The sequence below is a fragment of the Stenotrophomonas maltophilia genome, from assembly GCF_003970865.1.
GTDB classification, from domain to species: Bacteria; Pseudomonadota; Gammaproteobacteria; order Xanthomonadales; family Xanthomonadaceae; genus Stenotrophomonas; species Stenotrophomonas maltophilia_AR.
Genome location: NZ_RXLZ01000014.1, coordinates 20,026 through 41,322, shown reverse-complemented (window position 1 = coordinate 41,322; position 21,297 = coordinate 20,026). Strand labels below are relative to the sequence as shown.

The following is a 21,297-nucleotide window of genomic DNA, read 5'->3' as shown; positions in this document are numbered from 1 at the left end:
CCGGGAGCGGGCCGAAATCCTGATGCCGCAAGCTTAGCGGTGGCCTCACGGGCATGGCGCAACCTGCATACGTATTCACGCAGGCGGCAGCGTTGGCCGGGCCGCGGACGTCGGCCCGCCCGGTTTGCGCCCGAATTCACGGCCAGCGCCTATAATCAGTGGTGAGCCTGAAAGCCTGATCGCATGACCATCACCGAAGACACCCGTCCCGCCCTGGGCCTGCCCCAGATCCAGTCGCTTGCCGCGGCCGACATGGCCGCCGTCGACGCCCTGATCCGGCGCCGGCTGTCCTCGGACGTCGTGCTGATCAACCAGATCGCCGACCACATCATTTCCGCCGGCGGCAAGCGCCTGCGCCCGATGCTGGTGATGCTGGCCGGCCATGCGGTCGGCCAGGCCGGCCCGGATCACCACCAGCTGGCGGCGATCATCGAGTTCATCCACACCTCCACCCTGCTGCACGACGACGTGGTGGACGAATCCAGCCTGCGCCGTGGCCGCAGCACCGCCAACGCGCTGTGGGGCAACGCGCCCAGCGTGCTGGTCGGAGACTTCCTGTACTCGCGCAGCTTCCAGCTGATGGTCGAGCTGGAGCGCATGTCGGTGATGCAGATCCTGGCCGATGCCACCAACCGCATCGCCGAGGGTGAAGTGCTGCAGCTTCTGCACGTGCACAACCCGGACACCGACGAAGCCGCCTACCTGCGCGTGATCGAGCGCAAGACCGCGGTGCTGTTCGCCGCCGGCACCCGCCTGGGCGCACTGGCCAGCGGCGTGGATGAAGCGACCCAGCAGGCCCTGTTCGACTACGGCATGCACCTGGGCTACGCGTTCCAGATCGCCGACGACGTGCTGGACTACTCGGCCAACGCCGAGGAGCTGGGCAAGAACCTGGGCGACGATCTCGCCGAGGGCAAGGCGACGCTGCCGCTGATCCACGCGATGGCCCACTCCGACGACGCCACCCGCGAGCGCCTGCGCACCATCGTGCAGGACGGCGACGCCTCGGCGATGCCGGAAGTACTGGCGGCGATCCGCGCCACCGGCGGCCTGGAGTACAGCCGCGCGCGTGCAGAGGAATACGCTGAGGCCGCCGAGCGCGCGCTCGATGGCCTGGGCGACAACGATGCTGTTGCCGCCCTGCGTGGTCTGGCGCGCTACGCGGTGCAGCGCTCGCATTGATGGGTTGAGATGTGCCGACCAACGGTCGGCACCTACCAAACCGGCATTCCGGTGGGTGCCGACCGTTGGTCGGCACTGAAGCATCGGTAGTGCCGGCCGCTGGCCGGCATTCCCGATGACATCGCCAGCATCATGAGGTTGCCGGCCAGCGGCCGGCACTACCGCTGCACGGATCAACGTTTCTCGAAGCGTTCCTCGAAGAACTCATCCAGTGCCTTCCACGCGCGCTTGGCCGCCCGTTCGTTGTACCGGCAGCCCGGCGGGCTGTTGGCATCGCGCTCGGCGAAGCAGTGCACCGCCCCGCTGTAGTTGGTGAACTCCCAGTCGACCTTGGCCGCATCCATTTCCTTATGGAAACCGGCGATGTCCTCGGCGGTCACGCTCTTGTCGTCGGCGCCATTGAGCACCAGCACCGACGGATGGCTGCCACCGGCCTGTGCCGGCAGCGGCGAGCCCAGCCCGCCATGCAGGCTGACCACCCCGGCCAGCGGCGCACCGGCACGGGCCAGCTCCAGCACCGTGGTGCCGCCGAAACAGAAGCCCACCGCACCGATCCGGCCAGCATCCAGCGGCACCTTCCCGGCCTGCGCCTTGAGCACATTCACCGCTTCCAGCGCACGTGCGCGCAGCAGCGGCCGGTCATTGCGCAGCCTGGTCGCCACCGGCCCGGCCTCGGTATCGGTCTTCGGCCGCACACCCTTGCCGTAGACATCGGCCACCAGCACCACGTAGTCATCGCCGGCCAGCTGCTTGGCCTTCTCGATGGCCGATTCGTTCACACCCTTCCAGTTCGGCACCATCACCAGGCCCGGGCGCTTGTCGTTGTCGCCGTCGTCATAGACCAGCACGCCACTGAAGGTCGTGCCCTGGTGCTTCCACTCCACCGGCTGCGTCTTCATCGCCGCCCACGCCGGCATCGCCGCCAGCCCCAGCATCACCGCTACACCGCATCGCCAACGATTCATACGCCTGCTCCGCAAGAAAAAGGGGACGGAGGGGATTAAGCCGTATTCGCCCCTCCCGCGTCGCATTCTGCATTGGCGACGTGACGCAGGTGTGGTTGGATACGACTTAATCCCCTCCGTCCCCTTTTCCGCATGAACCTTGTTGATCGCTTTCTGTCTGGCCTGATCCCACGCCTGCCTGCCGACGATGCCGCGCAGTGGGCCCACGTGCAGGGTGCCAGCGCCGACGACCTGCAGCGACTGCGCGTGCAATGGCCGCAGGTGCCGGACAGCCTGGCGGAACTGTTGTCCCGCGTGGATGGCACCCACTTCCGCGAGTACCCCGGCGGCGAGGTCTGCGTGCTGATGCTCGGCTCGGACGTGGAAGACGGCGGCTATCCGTACTACCTGCGCTCGGTCGCGCAGATCTTCGAGGACCAGCAGCAATGGGACGACAGCATCCGTTCCATCTACGAGGAATGGCTGGATGACGAGCCGGAGATCCTGGGCGACGGCATCGATGGCGACCTGCCGATGAACCGTCGCCTGTGTTTCTCGCACTGCATGAACAACGGCGGCACCTCGATGCTCTACCTGGATTTCGACCCGGCGCCGGGTGGCACGGTCGGCCAGGTGGTGCGCTACCTGCACGACCCGGACAGCTACGCGGTGATCGCGCCCAGCTTCGATGCGTATCTGCAGCAATTGATCGACGGCGGCTACGCGTTCATCGACGAGGAGCAGTAGATCCACGCCATGCGTGGATGAATTTCTCCGAAGGTTGCCGGCCAGCGGCCGGCGTTACCTTCAAGCGATGCCCAGCCCCGGAATCGCGCTGATGCTCTCCGGGTCAAACCCAGCCAGCTCAGCAAAATGACGACCACGCGCCACGTAGTCTCGGTAAGCACCAAAACTCGGCGCGCCCGGCGACAGCAGTACCACCCCACCCTGCGCACCCAGCGCGGCGCGCGCCAAGGCCATCGCCTCGGGCAGATCGCCCGCCGCGTGCAGGCCGAAGCGACCGGCATCGGCCAGCGGCTGCAGCATCGCGTGGATGCGCGGGCCGTTGCTGCCCATCGTCACGATCTCCACCGGCGGCACGTCGTGGGCCATGTGCTGCATGAAATCGGTCCAGTCCAGGCCACGGTCGTGCCCGCCCACCAGCAACGCGATGCGCTGCCCGGCGAAGCACTCCAGCGCGGCCAGGCTGGCATGCGGTGTGGTGCTGATCGAATCGTTGACGTAGGTCAGGCCATCCGCCACGCCGATGCGCTGCAGGCGGTTGGGCAGCGGGCGGAAATCCTGCACCGCCGGCGCCAGCGCCACGGCGTCCAGGCCCAGCGCTTCCAGCGCGGCCAGCACCGCACACAGGTTGCCGCGGTTGTGGCGGCCCGGCAGCGGCGTGTTGCGCGTGTCAAACACGGCCTGCTCGCCGCGATGCACGATGTCACCGCGCATGTGCCAGCCCTGCGGCTGGTTGAACCAGACCACCTCGCTGTCGGGCAGCGACAGCGCGGCCAGATGCGGATCGGCGGCGTTGAGCACGGCGATGCGCGGCGCGGCTTCAGTCACCAGTCGCAGCTTGTCTTCGATGTAACGCTGTTCGCTGCCGTGCCAGTCCAGGTGTTCCGGGAACAGGTTCAGCACCACCGCCACCTGCGGGCGGGCGCCACTGCGTGCCACCTCACCGGTCTGGTAGCTGGACAGTTCCACCGCCCAGTACTCGGGCGCGGGCTGCGGGTCCAGCACTTCCAGCAACGGCAGGCCGATGTTGCCGACCAGGCCGGTACGGTGGCCGGCGGCACGCAGCAGGTGCGCGACAAGCGCAGTGGTGGTGCTTTTGCCCTTGGTACCGGTCACGCACACGGTGTCGTGCACGATGCCATCGGCAGCCGCATGCTCGGCGAACCACAGCGCGGTGCCACCGATGAAGGTGGTGCCCTGCCCTGCAGCCGCCAGCGCGATCGGCTGATAGGGACTGATGCCGGGCGATTTGATCACCACGTCGAACGTGGCCAGCGCTTCAGCGGAGGGCTCACCACGCACGTCCAGCACGCCCTGCGTTTCCGCACGCGCGGCCTCGACTTCGGCCGCCGGGCAGAACAGGCTCAGTGGCAGCGTGGGCAGGCGCTCACGCAGCGCCGCGAACGCGGCGCGGCCCTCACGGCCCCAGCCCCACAGCGCAACGCGCTTTCCTTCAAACTTCGAAATCTTCACGCACCCGTTCCCACAGCGCAGCCGGAACGCGGTGCTCGCCCTGCAGCTGCAGCAGCGGTGCCAGTTCCAGTTCGGCGGCATCCAGCTGCGGCTGGATCTCATTGCAGAAGCGCTTCACCAGCACGTCTTCCTTCCACTCCGGGCGCTGCGCCAGGGTCGCCATCGCCGCACGCGATTCGCGGCCTTCGCCCACGCACTCGAACGGCTTGTGGTCCTGGAATTCCAGCAGCGCGTCGAAACCACCGGCCTGTTCGATATCGTCCAGCAGGTTGCGGCCGAAGATGCGCACCAGGCGCGTCTTGGGCATGAACGGGGCCAGCGCCAGGAACACGAAGTGGCACTTCGGGCAGACGCCGCACCAGCGATTCACCGGGCGCTCGCCAAGGATGTGGAAGTTGCGGTTGCAGCTGGAGAAGTGCGCGTCGTAGAAATCGGTCTTGGCGAACTGGCGGGCCACCGCCAGCTCGGACATCGGGCGCAGCAGCGAGTAGTACTGCAGGTCCGCCGCCACGTGCGTCTGCACGTGGCTGCCGAAGGCCTGCTCGAACGCCCAGCCCTTGGACCACTGGTGGTTCACTTCGCCGGTGCCCGGAATCTGGCTGCCGTAGCTGGCCGAACGCTCGTTGGAGAACACCACCTGGTCCACGCCCTGCAGCAGCGCGGCCAGCACCATGATGGCCGAGTTCACCGCGGTGACCGGGATATGCCCGTTCCACGCGCCCTGGCGGTTGAGCTCGAACAGTTCCGGCGCCAGCGCGCGGCCCAGGTTCAGCGTCGGCAGGCCGGTACGCTCGGCACAGGCGCGGATCAGCTGCGAACCACCAATCCAGGTCACCGTCTCGTCCACGCCGGCACGGCGCAACGCTTCGATGCTGACCAGCGAATCCTTGCCGCCGCCGATCGCCACCAGCGCGTGCGGCTGCAGGCCCAGCACCGGCGCCTGCACCGCTTCGCCCTGCACCGGCAGGCGGAAGCGCCCGCGCAGGTTCAGGCCGTTGCGGTACGCGAATTCACCCAGGCCGTTGAGGTAGACCGTCTCCACCAGCGCAGCGGTATCGGCATCGATGGCATAGCTGTCGATGCTGACCGTCTCCGGCACGCCCGCCTTGTAGTAGCTGACACCGGCAATCAGGTGCAGCAGCTGCAGCGCGCGCTGCACGGCGGCGGTACGCGCCTCGTCCAGCACGAACGGGGCGCCCGGCACAGTGATGGTTTCCACCATCTCCGGGCCGTCATCAAAGGCATAGACCAGCTTGGCCACGCCGGTCTCCGCGGCGAATTCGCAGCGGACGAAGCGGAAGCGGGAAACCTGGTGTTTGTCGAAAGCAGTCATGGTGTATCCGGTCAGGCACGGGCCCGCGCGATGGCGCGGGGCGTGTCGGTGGGCGGGTGCAGGGCGCGCGCGGCGATCATTCGATCACGTCTTCGCGCGGCAGCATCCGCTGGTTGTAGGTGTTGGCCATCGAATAGCCGTAGGCACCGGCATCGGCGATCAGCATCACGTCGTCCGGCGCGGTCGACACCGGCAGCTTGCGACGCTTGCCGAACACATCGCTGGATTCGCAGATCGGGCCGACCACATCGAACGCCGCCTCGGCATACCCACCCTGGCGGCTGAGGTTCTCGATGTCGTGCCAGGCGTCGTACAGGGCCGGGCGCATCAGCGCGTTCATGCCAGCATCCAGGCCGACGCGGCGCACGCCGTCCTTCTCCACCACCTGGGTGACATGGGTCAGCAGCACGCCGGACTCGGCCACCAGGTAGCGGCCCGGCTCGATCGCCAGGCGGAATGCCGGATGCAGTGCCTTGACCTCGGCCAGGCCCTCGGCCCAGGCGTCCAGGTCGAACGGCTCGTCCTCGGCGGAATACGGAATCGGCAGGCCGCCACCGATGTCGATGGTCTGCACGCTGCCGATGCGGCGGGCAAAACCGGCCAGTTCATCGCACATCAGGCGCCAGTGCTGCGCGGTCTCCACGCCGCTGCCCAGGTGCGCATGCAGGCCGATCACGCGGCTGCCCAGATCGGTGGCCGCGCGCACGAACTCGTCGACGCGGGCGATCGGCAGGCCGAACTTGGACTCCTTGCCGCCAGTGCGCACCTTGGCGTGGTGGCCTTCGCCACGGCCCAGGTCGACGCGCAGCCACAGCTCACGGTTGCGGAACAGGTCCGGCCAGCGCTGCAGTACTTCGACGTTGTCGACCGTCACGGTCACGCCGAGCGCGAACGCCGCCTCGTACTCGCTGCGCGGGCAGAAGCTGGGGGTGAACAGCACGCGCTTGGGCGACAGTTCCGGCAGGTGCTGGAACACGTGCTTCAGCTCACCGTGCGACACGCACTCCAGACCGAAGCCTTCGGCTTCCAGCAGCTGCAGGATGGCCGGGTGGCTGTTGGCCTTGATCGCGTAGTAGCGCTGGTCGATCGGCTTGATCGCGGCCAGCGCACGGGCGCGGGCGCGCACCGTCGGCAGGTGGTAGACGTAGCGCGGCGTGCCGGCATCGGCCAGCTGCAGCAGGTGCGCACGCTGGCCCCGCCACCACGGCGTGCCACGCGGGCGCACGGTGCCGGCGATCTCGCGCCAGCGCGGGCCGAACACTTCGGTCTCTTCCACCGGCATCGCGCCGCTGTCGATCAGCTCGGCGTGCAGCACCGGCAGCAGGCCATCGGCATCGGCCTCGTCGATGACGAAGGTCAGGTTCAGGTCGTTGGACGACTGCGAGATCATGTGCACGCGCTCGCGGCCGAAGGTGGCCCACACGTCCGACAGCTTGTGCAGCAGCGAACGCATGCCACGGCCAACCAGGGTGATCGCCGCACACGGCACGATCACCTTCACCTTGCAGATCTGCGACAGGTCGGCCGACAGCGCGGCCAGCACATCGGTGTTGACCAGATTCTCGGACGGATCCAGCGACACGGTGACGTTGGTTTCGGCCGAACCGATCAGGTCCACCGACAGGCCATGCTTCTTGAACAGGTTGAACACATCGGCCAGGAAGCCGACCTGCTGCCACATGCCGATGCCTTCCATCGACACCAGCACGATGCCGTTGCGGCGGCTGATCGCCTTTACGCCCGGCACCGGTGCGGCGCTGCCATCGATGCTGGTGCCCGGCAGTTCCGGGCGCTCGGTATCGAGGATGGCCATCGGCACGCCGGCATCGCGGCACGGCTTGATCGAGCGCGGGTGCAGCACCTTGGCGCCGGTGGTGGCGATTTCCTGCGCTTCGTAATAGTCCAGGCGGGTCAGCAGGCGCGCGTCCGGCACGTCCTTAGGGTTGGCGCTGAACATGCCCGGCACGTCGGTCCAGATCTCCACACGGCTGGCCCCCAGCAGCGCACCGAAGTACGCCGCCGAGGTATCCGAGCCACCGCGGCCGAGGATGGCGGTGCCGCCATCGGCATGCCGCGAGATGAAGCCCTGGGTGATCAGCAGGCGGGTCGGCTGCGCGCGGAAGCGCTGCATCCACTCCGCATCGGCACGCCACTGGCAGTTCACCGACAGGCGCTGCGACCAGTCGCTCTGGTTCGGCTGCGGCGGCATCGCATCCAGCCACTGGCGGGCATCCATCCAGCCCATGTCCAGGCCCGAGGCGTGCAGATAGGCCGCGCCCAGGGTGGAGGACAACAGCTCGCCCTGGCCCAGCACTTCGGCCTGCCAGTCCAGCGGACGGGTGGCTGCACGCGCGTCGTCGAGCAGGCCCTGCAGCGCCGCCAGGCGTTCGGCCAGCACCTCACGGCCCAGGCCGAGTTCAACCAGGAAGCCCTCGTGGCGCTCGACCAGCGCCGCCACGCGATCACGGCTGTCCGCCGCGCCATCGGCAATCGCAGTCAGTTCGTTGGTGACCCCGGACAGCGCCGACACCACCACCAGCACGCGCGAGCCGGTCTCTTCCGCACGTTTTTTCGCCAGCTTCCCGATCGTGTCCCAGCGATGACGACGCGACACCGAGGTGCCGCCGAACTTCAGTACGATCCAACGATCGACAAGGGGGGAAGCTGACATGGATTGGCTATGTAGAATGTGGGGAAGCCGCCCTCGGGGGCGGAACCTTTGATTCTAAGCGCAATATCCCCGTAGATGGCCGTCCTCCGTTACCTGCAGCTCGATGTCTTCGCCTCCCGCCCCGGCACCGGCAACCCACTGGGCGTCATCCTGGACGCCGACGGGCTCTCCAGCGGCCAGATGCAGGCCCTGGCTGCCTGGCTGAACCTGTCCGAGACGGTGTTCTTCCTGCGCCCCAGCGCGCCGGGCGCCGACTACCACATCCGCATTTTCACCCCGACCCGCGAGCTGGCGTTTGCCGGCCACCCCAGCGTCGGTGCCGCCTGGGCGGCGGTGACCTGCGGCCTGGCGCAACCGCGCGACGGCGCCCTGCTGCAGCAATGCGCGGCGGGGTTGCTGCCGGTACGGGTGAACGGCCCGGCCGAGGCACTGCAGATCCAGCTGGCCAGCCCACCGGCACGACAACTGGACACGATGGCGGACGCCGCACCGGAGGAGCTGCTGGCACTGGCGGCCAGCGGGCACGTGCCCGAATTGTGGGACAACGGCGCACGCTGGTGGCTGCTGCCGCTGCGCGACGCCGCTGCCGTGCGCGGGCTGGCGCCGGACATGGCGGCCCTGCGCGACTGGAGCCTGGCCACCGATGCTACCGGTCTGGCCGTGTTCGCCGGCGAGGCCGGCGGCGACCACGCCCGTGTGGTGCGCGCCTTCTGCCCCGCTGATGCAGCCGCCGTGCCCGAAGATCCGGTGACCGGCAGCGCCAATGCCTTGATCGGCGCCTGGCTGCGCCAGCGCGATGCCCTGCCCGGCCGCGAAGGCCGCTACGTGGCCAGCCAGGGCCGCGAAGTTAGCCGCGATGGCCGCGTACAGGTCGAGGTTGATGCGCAGGGCACAGTGTGGATCGGCGGCCAGGTGCAGCCGGTCATCGATGGACACATTCGCTGGTAGCGCCGGGCCATGCCCGGCGGCCTTTGCCTCGTTGCGCGCTCGCGGGGCATGGTCCCGCGCTACCGTATCTCCCTTCACTCCAGGAGTTTCGCCCCGATGACCACCCGCCGTTTCCTGCAGCTGGATGTGTTCTCCCCGCGCGCCGGCGCCGGCAATCCGCTGGCCGTCGTGCTCGATGCCGAGGGCCTGGACGATGCCAGCATGCAGGCCATCGCGCGCTGGACGCGCCTGCCCGAGACCACCTTCGTGTTCCCGCCGGAGGTCGCCGGTGCCAGTTACCGGCTACGCATGTTCAGCCCGCAGAAGGAAGTTCCGTTCGCCGGCCACCCCAGCGTCGGCACCGCGCATGCGGTGCTGCAGGCGGGCCTGGCCGCAGCGGTCGACGGTGTGCTGGTGCAGGACGGCATTGCCGGTGCCCTGCCGCTGCGCGTCAGCGGTGAGGGTGCGCAGCAGCGCATCGCCATCCGCACCCCGCGCGCGCAGCTGGCCGAGACTGCGGAGGCGACCGATCCTCGCCTGCAGGACGCACTGAAGGGCTGGCCGCTGGGCACGCTGCCACCGGCACGCATGCAGGGCGGGCGCAGCTGGTGGGTGGTGCAGGTGGCCGACGAGGCCGCATTGCGCGGGCTGCAGCCGGACTGGGACGCGGTGGCCGCACTGGCCGAGACCACCGACAGCATGGGCGTGTTCGCCTATGCCTTCAGCGATGGCAGCGAGGGATTCGACCTGGCGGTACGTGCCTTCGTCGGCAATGGACGCCGCTTCGAGGACGCCGCCTCCGGTGCCGCCAACGCCGTGCTGGCCGCGTGGCTGGACCTGCGCGATGCGCTGCCGCGTGGCCGTGCCCCGTTCGAGGTCAGCCAGGGCCGCGAAGTCGGCCACGATGCGCGCCTGACCCTGCTGGTCGACGAGGACGGCGAGGTCTGGTCGGGTGGCCAGGTGCAGACGGTGATTACCGGCACCCTTGACTGGTAAACACCACGGGGTAGAGCCGAAGGCAGCGGCAGGAGCCGCTGCCAACGTCGGACGCGACGGCCCGGAGGGTGGCGGCCAGGAAGGCCGCCATAACGCTGGCCGGCTGCCTCTGCAATCATCGATTCATGCAGTTGCCGGCCAGCGGCCGGCACTACCTTGGGTCAGCCCAGTTCGGCTTCCAGGCTGATCGGCACCCTTGACTGGTAAACACCGCGGGGTAGAGCCGGCCGCTGGCCGGCTGCCTCTGCAATCATCGATTCATGCGGTTGCCGGCCAGCGGCCGGCAATACCGTGGGTCAGCCCAGCTCGGCTTCCAGGCTGATCGGCACGGCGCTCAGTGCCTTTGACACCGGGCAGTTCTGCTTGGCGTCATCGGCAATCGCACGGAACTGCGTCGCGTCGATGCCCGGCACCACCGCCTTCACCTTCAGCCGGATCTGCGACAGCTGCGGGCCACCTTCCAGCGACAGATCAACCTTGGCTTCGGTATCCAGCGAGGTCGGGGTAAAGCCGGCTTCGCCGAGCTTGGCCGACAGCGCCATGGTGAAACAGCCGGCGTGCGCGGCAGCGATCAGCTCTTCCGGATTGGTGCCCTTTTCGTCGCCGAAACGGCTGTTGAAGCCGTACCGGGTCTTGTCCAGCAGGCCACTCTGCGGCGTGCTCAACTGCCCCTTGCCCGACTTCAGATCGCCTTCCCAGTGCGCGGTGGCGTGTCGCGAGATTCCCATTGTGCTGCTCCTGCGTGGCGGTGATGAACGGTCACCCTCGCACGCCACGCGTTAGCCCTGCGTCGCTCCGCCGCACGCCGCAGGCACCTTCCGAACCCGTCGCGTGGACACTTCCTCGCCAACCGGAAACGCATTTTCCTCTTGTTTTCAGTAGTTTCGCGCATTCCGCCGATGGGCGGGCGTGGGCCATCGCGCGCGCTGCCACACCCCCTTCCCGCACTGCCGGCCATGTACTGAATCGGCCTGGATATGAAAAAACATGCACTTTCCGCGCTTCGGGCTATTGGCGGCGCCCGAGAGTTGCCCTACATTGCGCTTGCCGACGGGGTTCGGCGCCGACCAAACAACCAACCGTTCACGGAACAGGAAACCATGGCAAAGACCGCTAAGAAGGCTGCCCCGAAGAAGGCAGTGAAGAAAGTCGCGACGAAGGCAGCCGCCAAGCCGGCCGCTCCGAAGCCGATCAAGGAAGTGCTGACCAAGTCCGGCCTGGTTGCACACATCGCTGAAGCCTCCGGCGTCATCGCCAAGGACGTCCGCGCTGTGCTGGCCTCGCTGGAAAGCGCCGTCGCCTCCTCGGTGCACAAGAAGGGCGCTGGCTCCTTCACCCTGCCGGGCCTGCTGAAGATCACCACCGTCAATGTGCCGGCCAAGCCGAAGCGCAAGGGCATCAACCCGTTCACCAAGGAAGAGCAGTGGTTCGCTGCCAAGCCGGCCACCACCAAGCTGAAGGTGCGTCCGCTGAAGAAGCTGAAGGACGCCGCGCTGTAAGCGCGCGCCCCAACGCGGATTCCGACGGGACGGCTCTGGCCGTCCCGTTTTTTTTGTCCCAACCACAGCCCGCAACACAGCGTTGCCGCATCCCCGGGAATGCGCGTACAGGCCCGTCGCCATTGGCTGGGCGTGCTCCGTTCCGGTCCCGGAACGTACCGGGTGGAACACTGCGTGCAGCCCCGGCCATCGCCGCCGGGCACCGCCTTGCCTAAGGTGGGCACATCCTCCACAGCTACGGCGAGCACACCCTCATGGCCAGCCCCTCCACCCGCTACCGGATCTCGGTGACCCCCATCGAAAAGGACGGGTTGCAGTGCACCGGGCGCTGCACCATCGAACTGGAACATCGCGCCAGCCGCGACCTGATGCGCTTGCTGGAAGCGGCGCCGCGCACCGCTGGCATCAGCGGCGACGAGCGCGCGACCCTGGTGATCGCCACCCAGCTGCTGCGCGACATCGTGCAGCGCCACGCCGACACCGAAGGCCATGCGCTGGCCGGCATCGCCGCGCAGGTGCTGCCGGCGCTGGATGCACTGGAACAGCTGCCCTCCTCCCGCTGACCGCGGCACAGCCGATACACTGCCTCCTTCCGTTCGCCTCGGGGAGGAGGCAGACATGCGCAGGCGCCTGATACTGATCGCACCGCTGGTGCTGCTGGCCTGTTCCCGGCCGCCATCGCAACCTCATCCAGCGGATGCCGCACCGTCGGCCACGGCCGAGGCGGCTCCACAGACCGCCGCAGAAGGCGATGCAGCGGCGGTGCAGGCCATCGACGTCGATCCCCTGTTTGCCGCCGTCGCGGCCGAGGCCGAGCTGCCGGCGGGAATGCTCAATGCCTATGTCATGGCCCTGCTCAATCGTGATCGCAAGGCCATCGACGCCGCATGGACCTTCCCGCCCAGCGATGCACGACGCGCCGACGATGCCGCATTGCGCCAGCTCACGGACGTGCGCAGCCTGCGCCTGACCAGCGAACTGCCGATCGCGCGCGACGGTCACCAGCCGCCGCAGCTGCTGGAGGTTCCGGTGCAGATCCGCGCAGTGACCCCTGAGGGCACCTTCCGCTTCGGTGGCTGGTACCGGGTGCAACCCCGTGCCGATGGCCGCGCCTGGCAGATCCAGTCGGCGCAACTGCGGCCATCGCTGGACTGAACCGTTGCAGCGGCATGCACGCGCGATTCAGCCGGCACGGCTACTCTTTGATTCATCCATTCCGCATTCACCGGTCACCGCCATGCGCCTGCGTTCCCTGATGACCCGCCTCGCGGCCTCCACCGTGCTGATCGCTGCTGCGATCGGCGCCCAGGCTGCCCCTTCCATTTCCGGCCGCGAACTGTCGGTCGGTGCCAGCGACGTGCAGCAGTACCTCGATGGCAGCTTCCCGCGCACCCAGGACGCCCTGGGCGGCCTGATCGCCCTGACCATGAGTCACCCGCAACTGAGCCTTCCGGCCGGCGAACGGTTGAACCTGGGCATGGATGTGGCACTGGCCACCGCCGGTGGCAACCCGTCCAAGCTGGGCACGGTGAAGCTCAGCAGTGGCCTGCGCTACGACGCGCAGACCCAGGGCTTCCACCTGCAGCAGCCGAGCGTGGATGACTTCACCCCGGCCAACCAGGGCGGTCGTCTCGATTCGCGCACCCGCGGCCTGCTCAATGCCTGGCTGAGCGACTACGCCCAGCGCGAACCGATCTACAAGCTGGACCCGGCCGTGGCCGGCCTGCTCGGCGCCCTGCAGGTGCAGTCGGCGCAGGTGAAGAACGGCAAGCTGGTGGTCACCTTCAACCAGAACCTGGGCAACCTGGTGCCGGCAGGCGTGCTGGGTAAATAAGGTAGTGCCGGCCGCTGGCCGGCACGCTTTTCACGTATGTGCCGGCCAGCGGCCGGCACTACCCATTGCGGGTCAGCGCTTCGGCTGCAGCATGGTGCCGGTGCACTTGGGCGAGCCGCAGCGGCACTCCCAGATCTTCTTCAGCTTGGCGGTGTGGCGCTCGGCCAGGGTGATGCCGTAGTTGTAGGTCAGCTCTTCGCCGACCTTGATGTCACGCAGCGCCTCGATGAACACCTTGTCGCCGCGGCTGTCGCCGTCCTCGTCTTCCTCGATCACTGCCTCGCAGTTCGGGTCGCAGCTGTGGTTGATCCAGCGCGCGTCATTGCCCTTGTAGTTGGCATCGATCACCCAGTCGTCATTGAGGGTGAACAGGAAGGTATGGCCACTTTCAACGTCGCCGCTGTCATCGGCATCAACGTCGCCGTGGCTGCGCAGCAGGCCCTTGTACTGGATCACGCGCTCGCCCTGCTTGATCGGGGCCACGGAAAACACACCGTTGCCGTGGATGGCGGACTTGCGGGCTTGGATCTTCTTGGGCATCGGCAAGGGAGGTCTGCAGCGAAAGGAACGTTGATTCTCGCCCATTCCGGGTGATTGCGAAAATCACCCCGTTGGCGCAGCATTGCGTCCTGGCAACGGCCCCGGTGTGTCCTCCCGGCCCGGCCCCAGCGCCGGCTGAATGCCCGGGTTGGATGGCGGCGAATAAAAGCGTACAATTTCAGTCCGCTTTAAGAACCACTCGCATCCCCATGTTGCGCGTCACCAAACTCACCGATTACGCCACCGTCGTACTGACCGTACTCGCCGCCCGCCCGGGCGAGGTGCTCAGTGCCACCGAGCTGGCCGAATTCACCGGTCTGGAGCCGCCCACCGTCAGCAAGGTGCTCAAGCCGCTGGCCCAGGCCGGCCTGGTTGAAGGCCTGCGCGGCGTCCGTGGCGGCTACCGGCTGACCCGCGCGGCCATCGAGATCTCGCTGTTCGAAGTGGTCGAAGCAATGGAAGGGCCGCTGGCCCTGACCGAATGCAGCCACGACCACCACCAGTGCGGCATGGCCCCCAAGTGCGGCGCGCGCAGCAGCTGGCGGCTGATCAACGACGTGGTCTCCGAGGCCCTGCGCGATGTCACCCTCGCCCAGATCCTGCCCCCTCTCCCCCTTGCCGATGACGAACAGCGCCGCACCATCGCTGTCGACGTCGTCTCCTGATCCGTAGGCAGCCCCCCATGGCCACCGAAACCATCGAAAACGTCGCCCACGACGACACCCCCAACCGCGAGATCCACGAGCAGCTCGGCCGCAAGTATTCGGCCGGCTTCATCACCGAGATCGAATCGGACTCCCTGCCGCCGGGCCTGGACGAGGACACCATCCGTGCCCTGTCGGCCAAGAAGGAAGAGCCGGAGTGGATGACGCAGTGGCGCCTGGACGCCTACCGCCACTTCCTGACCATGCCGATGCCGGACTGGGCCAAGCTGGAGATCGCCCCGATCGACCTGCAGGCGCTCAGCTACTACTCCGCGCCGAAGGGCCCGAAGTACGCCTCGCTGGATGACGTGCCGAAGGAGCTGCTGGACACCTACGACAAGCTGGGCGTGCCGCTGCACGAGCGCGCCAAGCTGGCCGGCGTGGCGGTGGACGCGGTGTTCGACTCGGTGTCCGTCGGCACCACGTTCCGCAAGGAACTGGCCGAGAAGGGCATCATCTTCTGCTCGATGTCCGAGGCCATCAAGGAACACCCGGAACTGGTGCGCCAGTACCTGGGCACCGTGGTGCCGGTGGGTGACAACTACTTCGCCGCGCTCAATTCGGCGGTGTTCTCCGATGGCAGCTTCGTGTTCATTCCCAAGGGCGTGCGCTGCCCGATGGAGCTGAGCACCTACTTCCGCATCAACGCCGGCCACACCGGCCAGTTCGAGCGCACCCTGATCGTGTGTGAGGACAAGGCCTACGTGTCCTACCTGGAAGGCTGCACCGCGCCGATGCGCGACGAGAACCAGCTGCACGCTGCGGTGGTCGAGCTGGTCGCGCTGGAAGACGCGGAGATCAAGTACTCCACCGTGCAGAACTGGTACCCGGGCGACGAGAACGGCGTCGGCGGCATCTACAACTTCGTCACCAAGCGTGCCGAATGCCGTGGCGCACGCAGCAAGGTCACCTGGACCCAGGTCGAGACCGGCTCGGCGATCACCTGGAAGTACCCGTCGTGCGTGCTGCTGGGCGACGACTCGGTCGGTGAGTTCCACTCCGTGGCGCTGACCCATCACCGTCAGCAGGCCGACACCGGCACCAAGATGATCCACGTCGGCAAGCGCACCAAGAGCAAGATCGTCAGCAAGGGCATCAGCGCCGGCCGCGGCCAGAACACCTACCGCGGCCTGGTGCGTGTGGACCGCAATGCCGATGGCGCGCGCAACTACACCCAGTGCGATTCGCTGCTGATCGGCAAGCAGTGCGGCGCGCACACCTTCCCCTACATCGAGGTGAAGAACCCGGGCGCCACCGTCGAGCACGAGGCCACCACCTCGAAGATTTCCGACGACCAGCTGTTCTACTGCCGCGCCCGTGGCATCAGCCAGGAAGACGCGGTGTCGATGATCGTCGACGGCTTCTGCAAGCAGGTGTTCCGCGAACTGCCGATGGAGTTCGCGGTGGAAGCCAAGAAGCTGCTGGAAGTCTCGCTGGAAGGTTCGGTGGGCTGACCGCCCGCCCCTGCCCCTCGCAAACGCATTCTCTTTACCGGCGGGCCGCGGCCCGCCCCACGGAAACCCCCACCATGCTGAAGATCGAAAACCTCCACGCCCGCATCGGCGACAAGGAAATCCTCAAGGGCCTGTCGCTGGACGTCCAGCCCGGCCAGGTGCACGCCATCATGGGCCCGAACGGCGCCGGCAAGTCCACCCTGGGCAATGTCCTGGCCGGCCGCGACGGCTACGAAGTGACCGAAGGCAGCGTGCAGTTCGACGGCGTCGACCTGCTGGAGCAGGACCCGGAAGCGCGCGCCGCTGCCGGCCTGTTCCTGGCGTTCCAGTACCCGGTGGAAATCCCGGGCGTGAACAACACCTACTTCCTGCGCGCGGCACTGAACGCCCAGCGCAAGGCACGCGGCGAGGAAGAACTCGATTCCATGCAGTTCCTCAAGCTGGTGCGCCAGAAGCTGGCCGTGCTGCACCTGAAGGACGAACTGCTGCACCGTGGCGTCAACGAAGGCTTCTCCGGCGGCGAGAAGAAGCGCAACGAGATCTTCCAGCTGGCCGTGCTGGAACCGAAGCTGGCGATCCTGGACGAGACCGACTCGGGCCTGGACATCGACGCGCTGAAGAGCGTGGCCGACGGCGTCAACGCACTGCGCGCCGCCGACCGCTCGTTCCTGGTCATCACCCACTACCAGCGCCTGCTGGACTACATCAAGCCGGACGTGGTGCACGTGCTGGCCGATGGCCGCATCGTCAAGAGTGGCGGCCCGGAGCTGGCACTGGAACTGGAAGCGCACGGCTATGATTTCCTGAAGGACCGGGTCGTGCCCGAGGCGGCGGTCTGATGAGCGCCCTGCTTGATTCGATGGCCCAGGCCTTCTGCGGCAGCGATGCGCGCCGCGAAGTGCTGGATGCGGCCCTGCGCGACGGCCTGCCGGCCGCCCGCAACGAAGCCTGGAAGTACACCTCGCTGCGCCAGCTGGAACGCCGTGCGTTCGCTGCGGCACCGCTGCAGGCTCCGGCGCTGGACGCCGCGCTGCTGGACGACATCCCGGCACCGCGCCTGGTGTTCGTCAACGGTCGCCTGGATGCCGCGCTGAGCGACGTGCAGGCGTTGCCGGCCGGCGTGCAGCTGCAGCCGCTGTCGGCCGCGCTGGCTGCCGGCGAAGACGCCGTGCGTTTCCTTGGCCGCCGCTACGAGCGCAGCGAGGAGATCTTCGCCCGCCTGAATGCCGCGCTGGCCGATGAAGGCGTGGTGCTGCGCGTGGATGAAGGCGTGCAGGTCGAAACGCCGCTGCAGCTGGTATTCGCCAGCGTCGCTGGCGACACCGATCTGGCCTGGCACCACCGTCACCTGATCGAACTGCGTGCGGGCGCCAGCCTGGGCGTGGTCGAGCATCGCTTCAGCGTGGGTGACTCCGCCCACCTGGACAACACCGTGCTGCATGCCCACGTCGCCCGTGATGCCGTGCTCAAGCACGCCCGCGTGCAGGCCGGCAGCGCGCGCCAGACCAGCTTCCTGCGCACCGACGCCGTGCTGGCCCGCGACGCGCAGTACTACCGCGTCGACCTGGAACTGGGCGCCGCGCTCAGCCGCCATGAACTGAACGTGCGCCTTGAAGGCGACAATGCCCAGCTGACCGCCAACGGTGTGCTGTTTGGCAATGGCCGCCGCCACGTCGAAACCCGCCTGGGCATCGACCACATCGCACGCGATACCGCCTGCGAACTGCTGTGGCGCGGTGTCGCCGCCAACCGCAGCCGCGTGGTGTTCCATGGTGGCATCCAGATCCGCGAAGGCGCCGATGGCACCGACGCGAACCTGTCCAACAAGAACCTGCTGCTGTCGGCCGATGCCGAGATCGACACCCAGCCGACGCTGGTGATCGACGCCGATGAAGTGAAGGCCGCACACGGTGCGACCGTCGGCCAGCTCGACGCCAATGCGCTGTTCTACCTGCGCTCGCGCGGCCTGCCGCAGGCACAGGCACAGGCACTGCTGAGCGCCGCGTTCTGCCACGAGCCGCTGAAGATCCTGCCGGACGCGCTGCGTGCGCAGCTGGCACGTCGCCTGGACAAGGCCCTCGCCGAGGCGGGTGTGGCATGAACCTGTCCACGCCGCGCCCGATCGAAGAACGCACCGGCGCCCCCGACTGGGACCGCGTCCGCCTCGACTTCCCGCTGCTGATGCGTGAAGTGCATGGCAAGCCGCTGGTCTATTTCGACAATGCCAACACCGGCCAGAAGCCGGTGCAGGTGATCGGCGCGGTGGACGAGTTCTACCGCCGCTACAACGCCAACGTCAGCCGCGCGGTGCATGCACTGGGCAGCGAAGCCACCGATGCCTACGAAGGCGCACGCAGCAAGCTGGCACGCTTCCTCAACGTGCGGCCCAGCGACCTGGTGCTGTGCAGTGGCACCACCTTCGCCATCAACCTGGTGGCCTACTCGTGGGCGCTGCCGCGGCTGAAGGCCGGTGACGTGATCCTGATCACGCGCATGGAACATCACGCCAACATCGTGCCGTGGCAGCTGGTCGCGCAGCGTACCGGCGCCACCATCCGCGTGGCCGAGATCACCCCCGATGGCGCGCTGGACCTGGATGCGCTGCGCGCGGCGATGACCCCGGAGGTCAAGCTGCTGGCGGTTACTCATGTCTCCAACGTGCTGGGCACGGTCAATCCGGTGCGCGAGATCTGCCGCGAAGCGCGCAAGCGCGGCATCATCACCGTGGTCGATGGCTCGCAGGCCGTGCCGCACCGCAAGGTCGACGTGGCTGCGATCGGCTGCGACTTCTACGCCATTACCGGCCACAAGATGTGCGGCCCGACCGGCACCGGCGCATTGTGGGCGCGCCGCGAGCATCTGGATGCGATGCCGCCGTTCCTCGGCGGCGGCGAAATGATCAAGGAAGTCAGCTTCGACGGCACCGTGTTCAACGATGCCCCGCACAAGTTCGAAGCCGGCACCCCGAACATCGCCGGCTTCATCGGCCTGGGCGTGGCCGCCGACTACCTGCAGCAGCTCGGCCAGGAGAACGTGGAAGCACGCGAAGCCGAACTGCTGGCGCACTTCACCGAAGAGCTGCGCCGCGTTGACGGCCTGCGCATCATCGGCGAAGCGCCGGAGAAGGCCGCCGTGGTCTCGTTCCTGATCGACGGTGCACATGCGCACGACCTGGCGACCCTGCTCGACCTGGAAGGCGTGGCCCTGCGCTCGGGCCAGCACTGCGCACACCCGCTGCTGCAGTACTTCGGCGTCGCGGCTACCTGCCGTGCCTCGCTGGCGTTCTACAACACGCACGCCGAGATCGAGCGCTTCATGACCGCGCTGACCAAGGTGCGCAAGCTGCTGGGGTGAGATTCCCAGGCCAGCCGGAAGCATCGAGAACGCCGCGGGAAACTGCGGCGTTTTTTATTGCGCCGCCAATGGAAGGATCGAAGGCGCGCAGAGCTCCGCAGGCCATTGCCCAAGATGCCCCTTGCCGAAAGGGAGAACGGGTCGGCCCGCCGCTACGATTCCGGTGAGTTCAACCGCCTGCTCCGACGGCAGCGCCAAGATGGGAATTCCATTCACCCACACGCCCTCGGCCACCCATGGGTCCTGTACCGGCGGCCCGAAATGCAGCGCAGACATTTCAAAACCATCAACGTAGGCACCCCGCACGCGTAGCAATCTCCCGTGATAGCGCATGGGATCGGCCCGCAGCGCCTCCAGCGTGACAGGTAACGCACGGGACGGACTGAAACCCGGGCACCTCAGGCCGTTGGGCGCAATGCCGCCCCCATCCTCGCGCGTCGGCGGGCCGGCCAGAAGCCCCACATGCATGGCGGCGGCTGCCAGCGCGATTCCCTTCGATATGCCCACCCAGCACTCCGCCTGGCATTTGATGAAGCGCGAGCATGGCGGTTGCCAGAACTGCCGGAGCTCCTCCCCCATTTGCGCCCGCCCACGCCCCACCTAGAATGTCCCCATGAGCACCCTGACCTTCCGCGCCGCCACGTCGGCCGACATCCCCGCCCTCATTGCCCTCGTCACCTCGGCCTACCGGGGTGACGCCAGCCGTGTCGGCTGGACCACCGAAGCCGACCTACTGGACGGCGCCCGCATCGACGCCGAGGGCATCCAGGCCGACCTGGACCGCCCGCGCTCCACCATCCTGCTGGCCGAGCGCGGGGACCAGCTGGTGGCCTGCGCCCACGTCGCCGATGTCGACGGCAAGGGCTACTTCGGCATGTTCTCGGTCGATCCGGCCCAGCAGGGCGGCGGCGTCGGCAAGCAGCTGATGGACGCCGCCGAAGCGCACGCTGCACGCGAATGGAAGGTGCCGGTGATGCAGATGACGGTGATCGACGTGCGCGACGAGCTGATCGCCTTCTACGAGCGCCGCGGCTACCTGCGCACCGGCATCAAGAAGCCGTTCCCGTACGGCGACGAGCGTTTCGGTATTCCCAAGCGCGACGACCTGCGCTTCGAGATCCTGGAAAAGCCGCTGGCCGGAGCCGCCGCGTGAGCGATACCTGGACCTTCGTCTGTGCCGGCACCGAGCTGCTGCCGGGTGAAATGAAGAGCGTGTTCGACGAAGTGACCGGCACGCCGATCGTGGTGTTCAACCTCGACGGCGAGCTGTACGCCCTGGAAGACCAGTGCACGCATGAAGAGTTCGAGCTGTCCTCGGGCGAGTTCAACACCACCGAAGGCAGCGTGGAGTGCGTGCTGCACGGCGCGCGCTTCGACGTGCGTGACGGCCGCGCCCTGTGTGCCCCGGCCTACAGCCCTGTGCCCAAGTTTCCGGTGAAGCGCGAGCACGACGCTGTCTGGACCCGCGACGACCGGGATTGAGGCGGCGCTCGGCCCGGAGAGCCCCCCCCCCAGAGGGCGCCCCGCGGGAGAGCATCCATCCATGGGGTGGATCTACCGGAAGGCCATGAGGGCGCCCCCAGGCCGCTCCGGGGCGGCCCCAGCGGCCCGTCACGCCCCGCACATGCGAATCATTATCGTT

22 protein-coding genes are annotated in these 21,297 nt (G+C 67.7%); 15 read left to right on the top strand and 7 right to left on the bottom strand.

Annotated features, from left to right (window positions below):
- The first annotated feature begins 183 nt into the window (after positions 1-183).
- Positions 184-1,182 carry a polyprenyl synthetase family protein gene (locus EKL94_RS06695; protein ID WP_004147673.1) on the top strand — a complete coding sequence of 333 codons (999 nt, stop codon included), beginning with the start codon at positions 184-186 and terminating at the stop codon, positions 1,180-1,182.
- Between the two features lie 173 nt (positions 1,183-1,355).
- On the opposite strand, the gene EKL94_RS06690 is transcribed toward EKL94_RS06695, so the two are convergent.
- Positions 1,356-2,147: a dienelactone hydrolase family protein gene (locus EKL94_RS06690; protein ID WP_126928485.1), complete on the bottom strand. Its 792-nt coding sequence runs from the start codon at positions 2,145-2,147 to the stop codon at positions 1,356-1,358.
- 132 nt (positions 2,148-2,279) lie between these two features.
- On the opposite strand from EKL94_RS06690, the gene EKL94_RS06685 reads away from it, so the two are divergent.
- A complete protein-coding gene (locus EKL94_RS06685; RefSeq protein WP_126928484.1) occupies positions 2,280-2,873 on the top strand; it encodes an SMI1/KNR4 family protein in 594 nt (197 codons plus the stop codon).
- A 60-nt stretch (positions 2,874-2,933) separates the two neighbouring features.
- Here EKL94_RS06685 and murD read toward each other — a convergent pair whose 3' ends face one another.
- The 3 genes from murD to EKL94_RS06670 all read right to left on the bottom strand — a co-directional run bounded on the left by murD (position 2,934) and on the right by EKL94_RS06670 (position 8,347).
- Complete coding sequence (gene murD / locus EKL94_RS06680; RefSeq protein ID WP_126928483.1) at positions 2,934-4,343, bottom strand: UDP-N-acetylmuramoyl-L-alanine--D-glutamate ligase; 1,410 nt, start codon at positions 4,341-4,343, stop codon at positions 2,934-2,936.
- The gene (gene murL / locus EKL94_RS06675) at positions 4,324-5,676 is read right to left on the bottom strand and encodes a UDP-N-acetyl-alpha-D-muramoyl-L-alanyl-L-glutamate epimerase (protein WP_126928482.1); all 1,353 of its coding nucleotides are present in this window, start codon (positions 5,674-5,676) and stop codon (positions 4,324-4,326) included. Before murL ends, murD begins: the two co-directional genes overlap by 20 nt.
- 76 nt (positions 5,677-5,752) lie before the next feature.
- Positions 5,753-8,347 (bottom strand): bifunctional aspartate kinase/diaminopimelate decarboxylase, encoded by a 2,595-nt coding sequence (locus EKL94_RS06670; RefSeq protein ID WP_126928481.1) that lies wholly within the window; start codon positions 8,345-8,347, stop codon positions 5,753-5,755.
- Between the two features lie 75 nt (positions 8,348-8,422).
- On the opposite strand from EKL94_RS06670, the gene EKL94_RS06665 reads away from it, so the two are divergent.
- Together EKL94_RS06665 and EKL94_RS06660 are read left to right on the top strand one after the other, a co-directional pair.
- The gene (locus EKL94_RS06665) at positions 8,423-9,295 is read left to right on the top strand and encodes a PhzF family phenazine biosynthesis protein (protein ID WP_126928480.1); all 873 of its coding nucleotides are present in this window, start codon (positions 8,423-8,425) and stop codon (positions 9,293-9,295) included.
- A 96-nt stretch (positions 9,296-9,391) separates the two neighbouring features.
- A complete protein-coding gene (locus EKL94_RS06660; RefSeq protein WP_126928479.1) occupies positions 9,392-10,270 on the top strand; it encodes a PhzF family phenazine biosynthesis protein in 879 nt (292 codons plus the stop codon).
- Between the two features lie 296 nt (positions 10,271-10,566).
- On the opposite strand, the gene EKL94_RS06655 is transcribed toward EKL94_RS06660, so the two are convergent.
- Positions 10,567-10,998 carry an OsmC family protein gene (locus EKL94_RS06655; protein ID WP_005408443.1) on the bottom strand — a complete coding sequence of 144 codons (432 nt, stop codon included), beginning with the start codon at positions 10,996-10,998 and terminating at the stop codon, positions 10,567-10,569.
- A 372-nt stretch (positions 10,999-11,370) separates the two neighbouring features.
- On the opposite strand from EKL94_RS06655, the gene EKL94_RS06650 reads away from it, so the two are divergent.
- The 4 genes from EKL94_RS06650 (at position 11,371) to EKL94_RS06635 (ending at position 13,603) form a co-directional block, all read left to right on the top strand.
- A complete protein-coding gene (locus EKL94_RS06650; RefSeq protein WP_010483539.1) occupies positions 11,371-11,769 on the top strand; it encodes an HU family DNA-binding protein in 399 nt (132 codons plus the stop codon).
- A gap of 254 nt (positions 11,770-12,023) precedes the next feature.
- Complete coding sequence (locus tag EKL94_RS06645) at positions 12,024-12,332, top strand: DUF3861 family protein (protein ID WP_126928478.1); 309 nt, start codon at positions 12,024-12,026, stop codon at positions 12,330-12,332.
- Between the two features lie 55 nt (positions 12,333-12,387).
- On the top strand, positions 12,388-12,924 hold the full coding sequence (locus EKL94_RS06640; protein WP_126928477.1) for a hypothetical protein: 537 nt from the start codon (positions 12,388-12,390) through the stop codon (positions 12,922-12,924).
- An 82-nt stretch (positions 12,925-13,006) separates the two neighbouring features.
- Positions 13,007-13,603 (top strand): YceB family lipoprotein, encoded by a 597-nt coding sequence (locus EKL94_RS06635; RefSeq protein ID WP_049413438.1) that lies wholly within the window; start codon positions 13,007-13,009, stop codon positions 13,601-13,603.
- A gap of 72 nt (positions 13,604-13,675) precedes the next feature.
- On the opposite strand, the gene EKL94_RS06630 is transcribed toward EKL94_RS06635, so the two are convergent.
- A complete protein-coding gene (locus EKL94_RS06630; protein WP_117309729.1) occupies positions 13,676-14,143 on the bottom strand; it encodes an SET domain-containing protein in 468 nt (155 codons plus the stop codon).
- A 209-nt stretch (positions 14,144-14,352) separates the two neighbouring features.
- Between EKL94_RS06630 and EKL94_RS06625 the strand changes: the two genes are divergently transcribed.
- The 5 genes from EKL94_RS06625 (at position 14,353) to EKL94_RS06605 (ending at position 19,655) form a co-directional block, all read left to right on the top strand.
- Positions 14,353-14,808 (top strand): SUF system Fe-S cluster assembly regulator, encoded by a 456-nt coding sequence (locus EKL94_RS06625; protein WP_012510324.1) that lies wholly within the window; start codon positions 14,353-14,355, stop codon positions 14,806-14,808.
- Positions 14,809-14,825: 17 nt separating this feature from the next.
- Positions 14,826-16,301, top strand: a complete 1,476-nt coding sequence (sufB, locus tag EKL94_RS06620; RefSeq protein WP_043396952.1) for a Fe-S cluster assembly protein SufB — start codon at positions 14,826-14,828, stop codon at positions 16,299-16,301.
- A gap of 74 nt (positions 16,302-16,375) precedes the next feature.
- Entirely contained in the window at positions 16,376-17,140 is a 765-nt protein-coding gene (gene sufC, locus EKL94_RS06615; RefSeq protein WP_019337095.1) for a Fe-S cluster assembly ATPase SufC, read from the top strand.
- Positions 17,140-18,402 carry a Fe-S cluster assembly protein SufD gene (gene sufD / locus EKL94_RS06610; protein ID WP_126928476.1) on the top strand — a complete coding sequence of 421 codons (1,263 nt, stop codon included), beginning with the start codon at positions 17,140-17,142 and terminating at the stop codon, positions 18,400-18,402. The genes sufC and sufD overlap by 1 nt, the downstream gene beginning before the upstream one ends.
- Complete coding sequence (locus EKL94_RS06605) at positions 18,399-19,655, top strand: cysteine desulfurase (protein WP_126928475.1); 1,257 nt, start codon at positions 18,399-18,401, stop codon at positions 19,653-19,655. The genes sufD and EKL94_RS06605 overlap by 4 nt, the downstream gene beginning before the upstream one ends.
- Positions 19,656-19,709: 54 nt before the next feature.
- On the opposite strand, the gene EKL94_RS06600 is transcribed toward EKL94_RS06605, so the two are convergent.
- Positions 19,710-20,162, bottom strand: a complete 453-nt coding sequence (locus EKL94_RS06600; protein WP_126928474.1) for a hypothetical protein — start codon at positions 20,160-20,162, stop codon at positions 19,710-19,712.
- A 106-nt stretch (positions 20,163-20,268) separates the two neighbouring features.
- On the opposite strand from EKL94_RS06600, the gene EKL94_RS06595 reads away from it, so the two are divergent.
- Together EKL94_RS06595 and EKL94_RS06590 are read left to right on the top strand one after the other, a co-directional pair.
- The gene (locus tag EKL94_RS06595; protein ID WP_126928473.1) at positions 20,269-20,808 is read left to right on the top strand and encodes a GNAT family N-acetyltransferase; all 540 of its coding nucleotides are present in this window, start codon (positions 20,269-20,271) and stop codon (positions 20,806-20,808) included.
- The gene (locus tag EKL94_RS06590) at positions 20,805-21,137 is read left to right on the top strand and encodes a non-heme iron oxygenase ferredoxin subunit (RefSeq protein ID WP_100437470.1); all 333 of its coding nucleotides are present in this window, start codon (positions 20,805-20,807) and stop codon (positions 21,135-21,137) included. The genes EKL94_RS06595 and EKL94_RS06590 overlap by 4 nt, the downstream gene beginning before the upstream one ends.
- Positions 21,138-21,297: the final 160 nt, after the last annotated feature.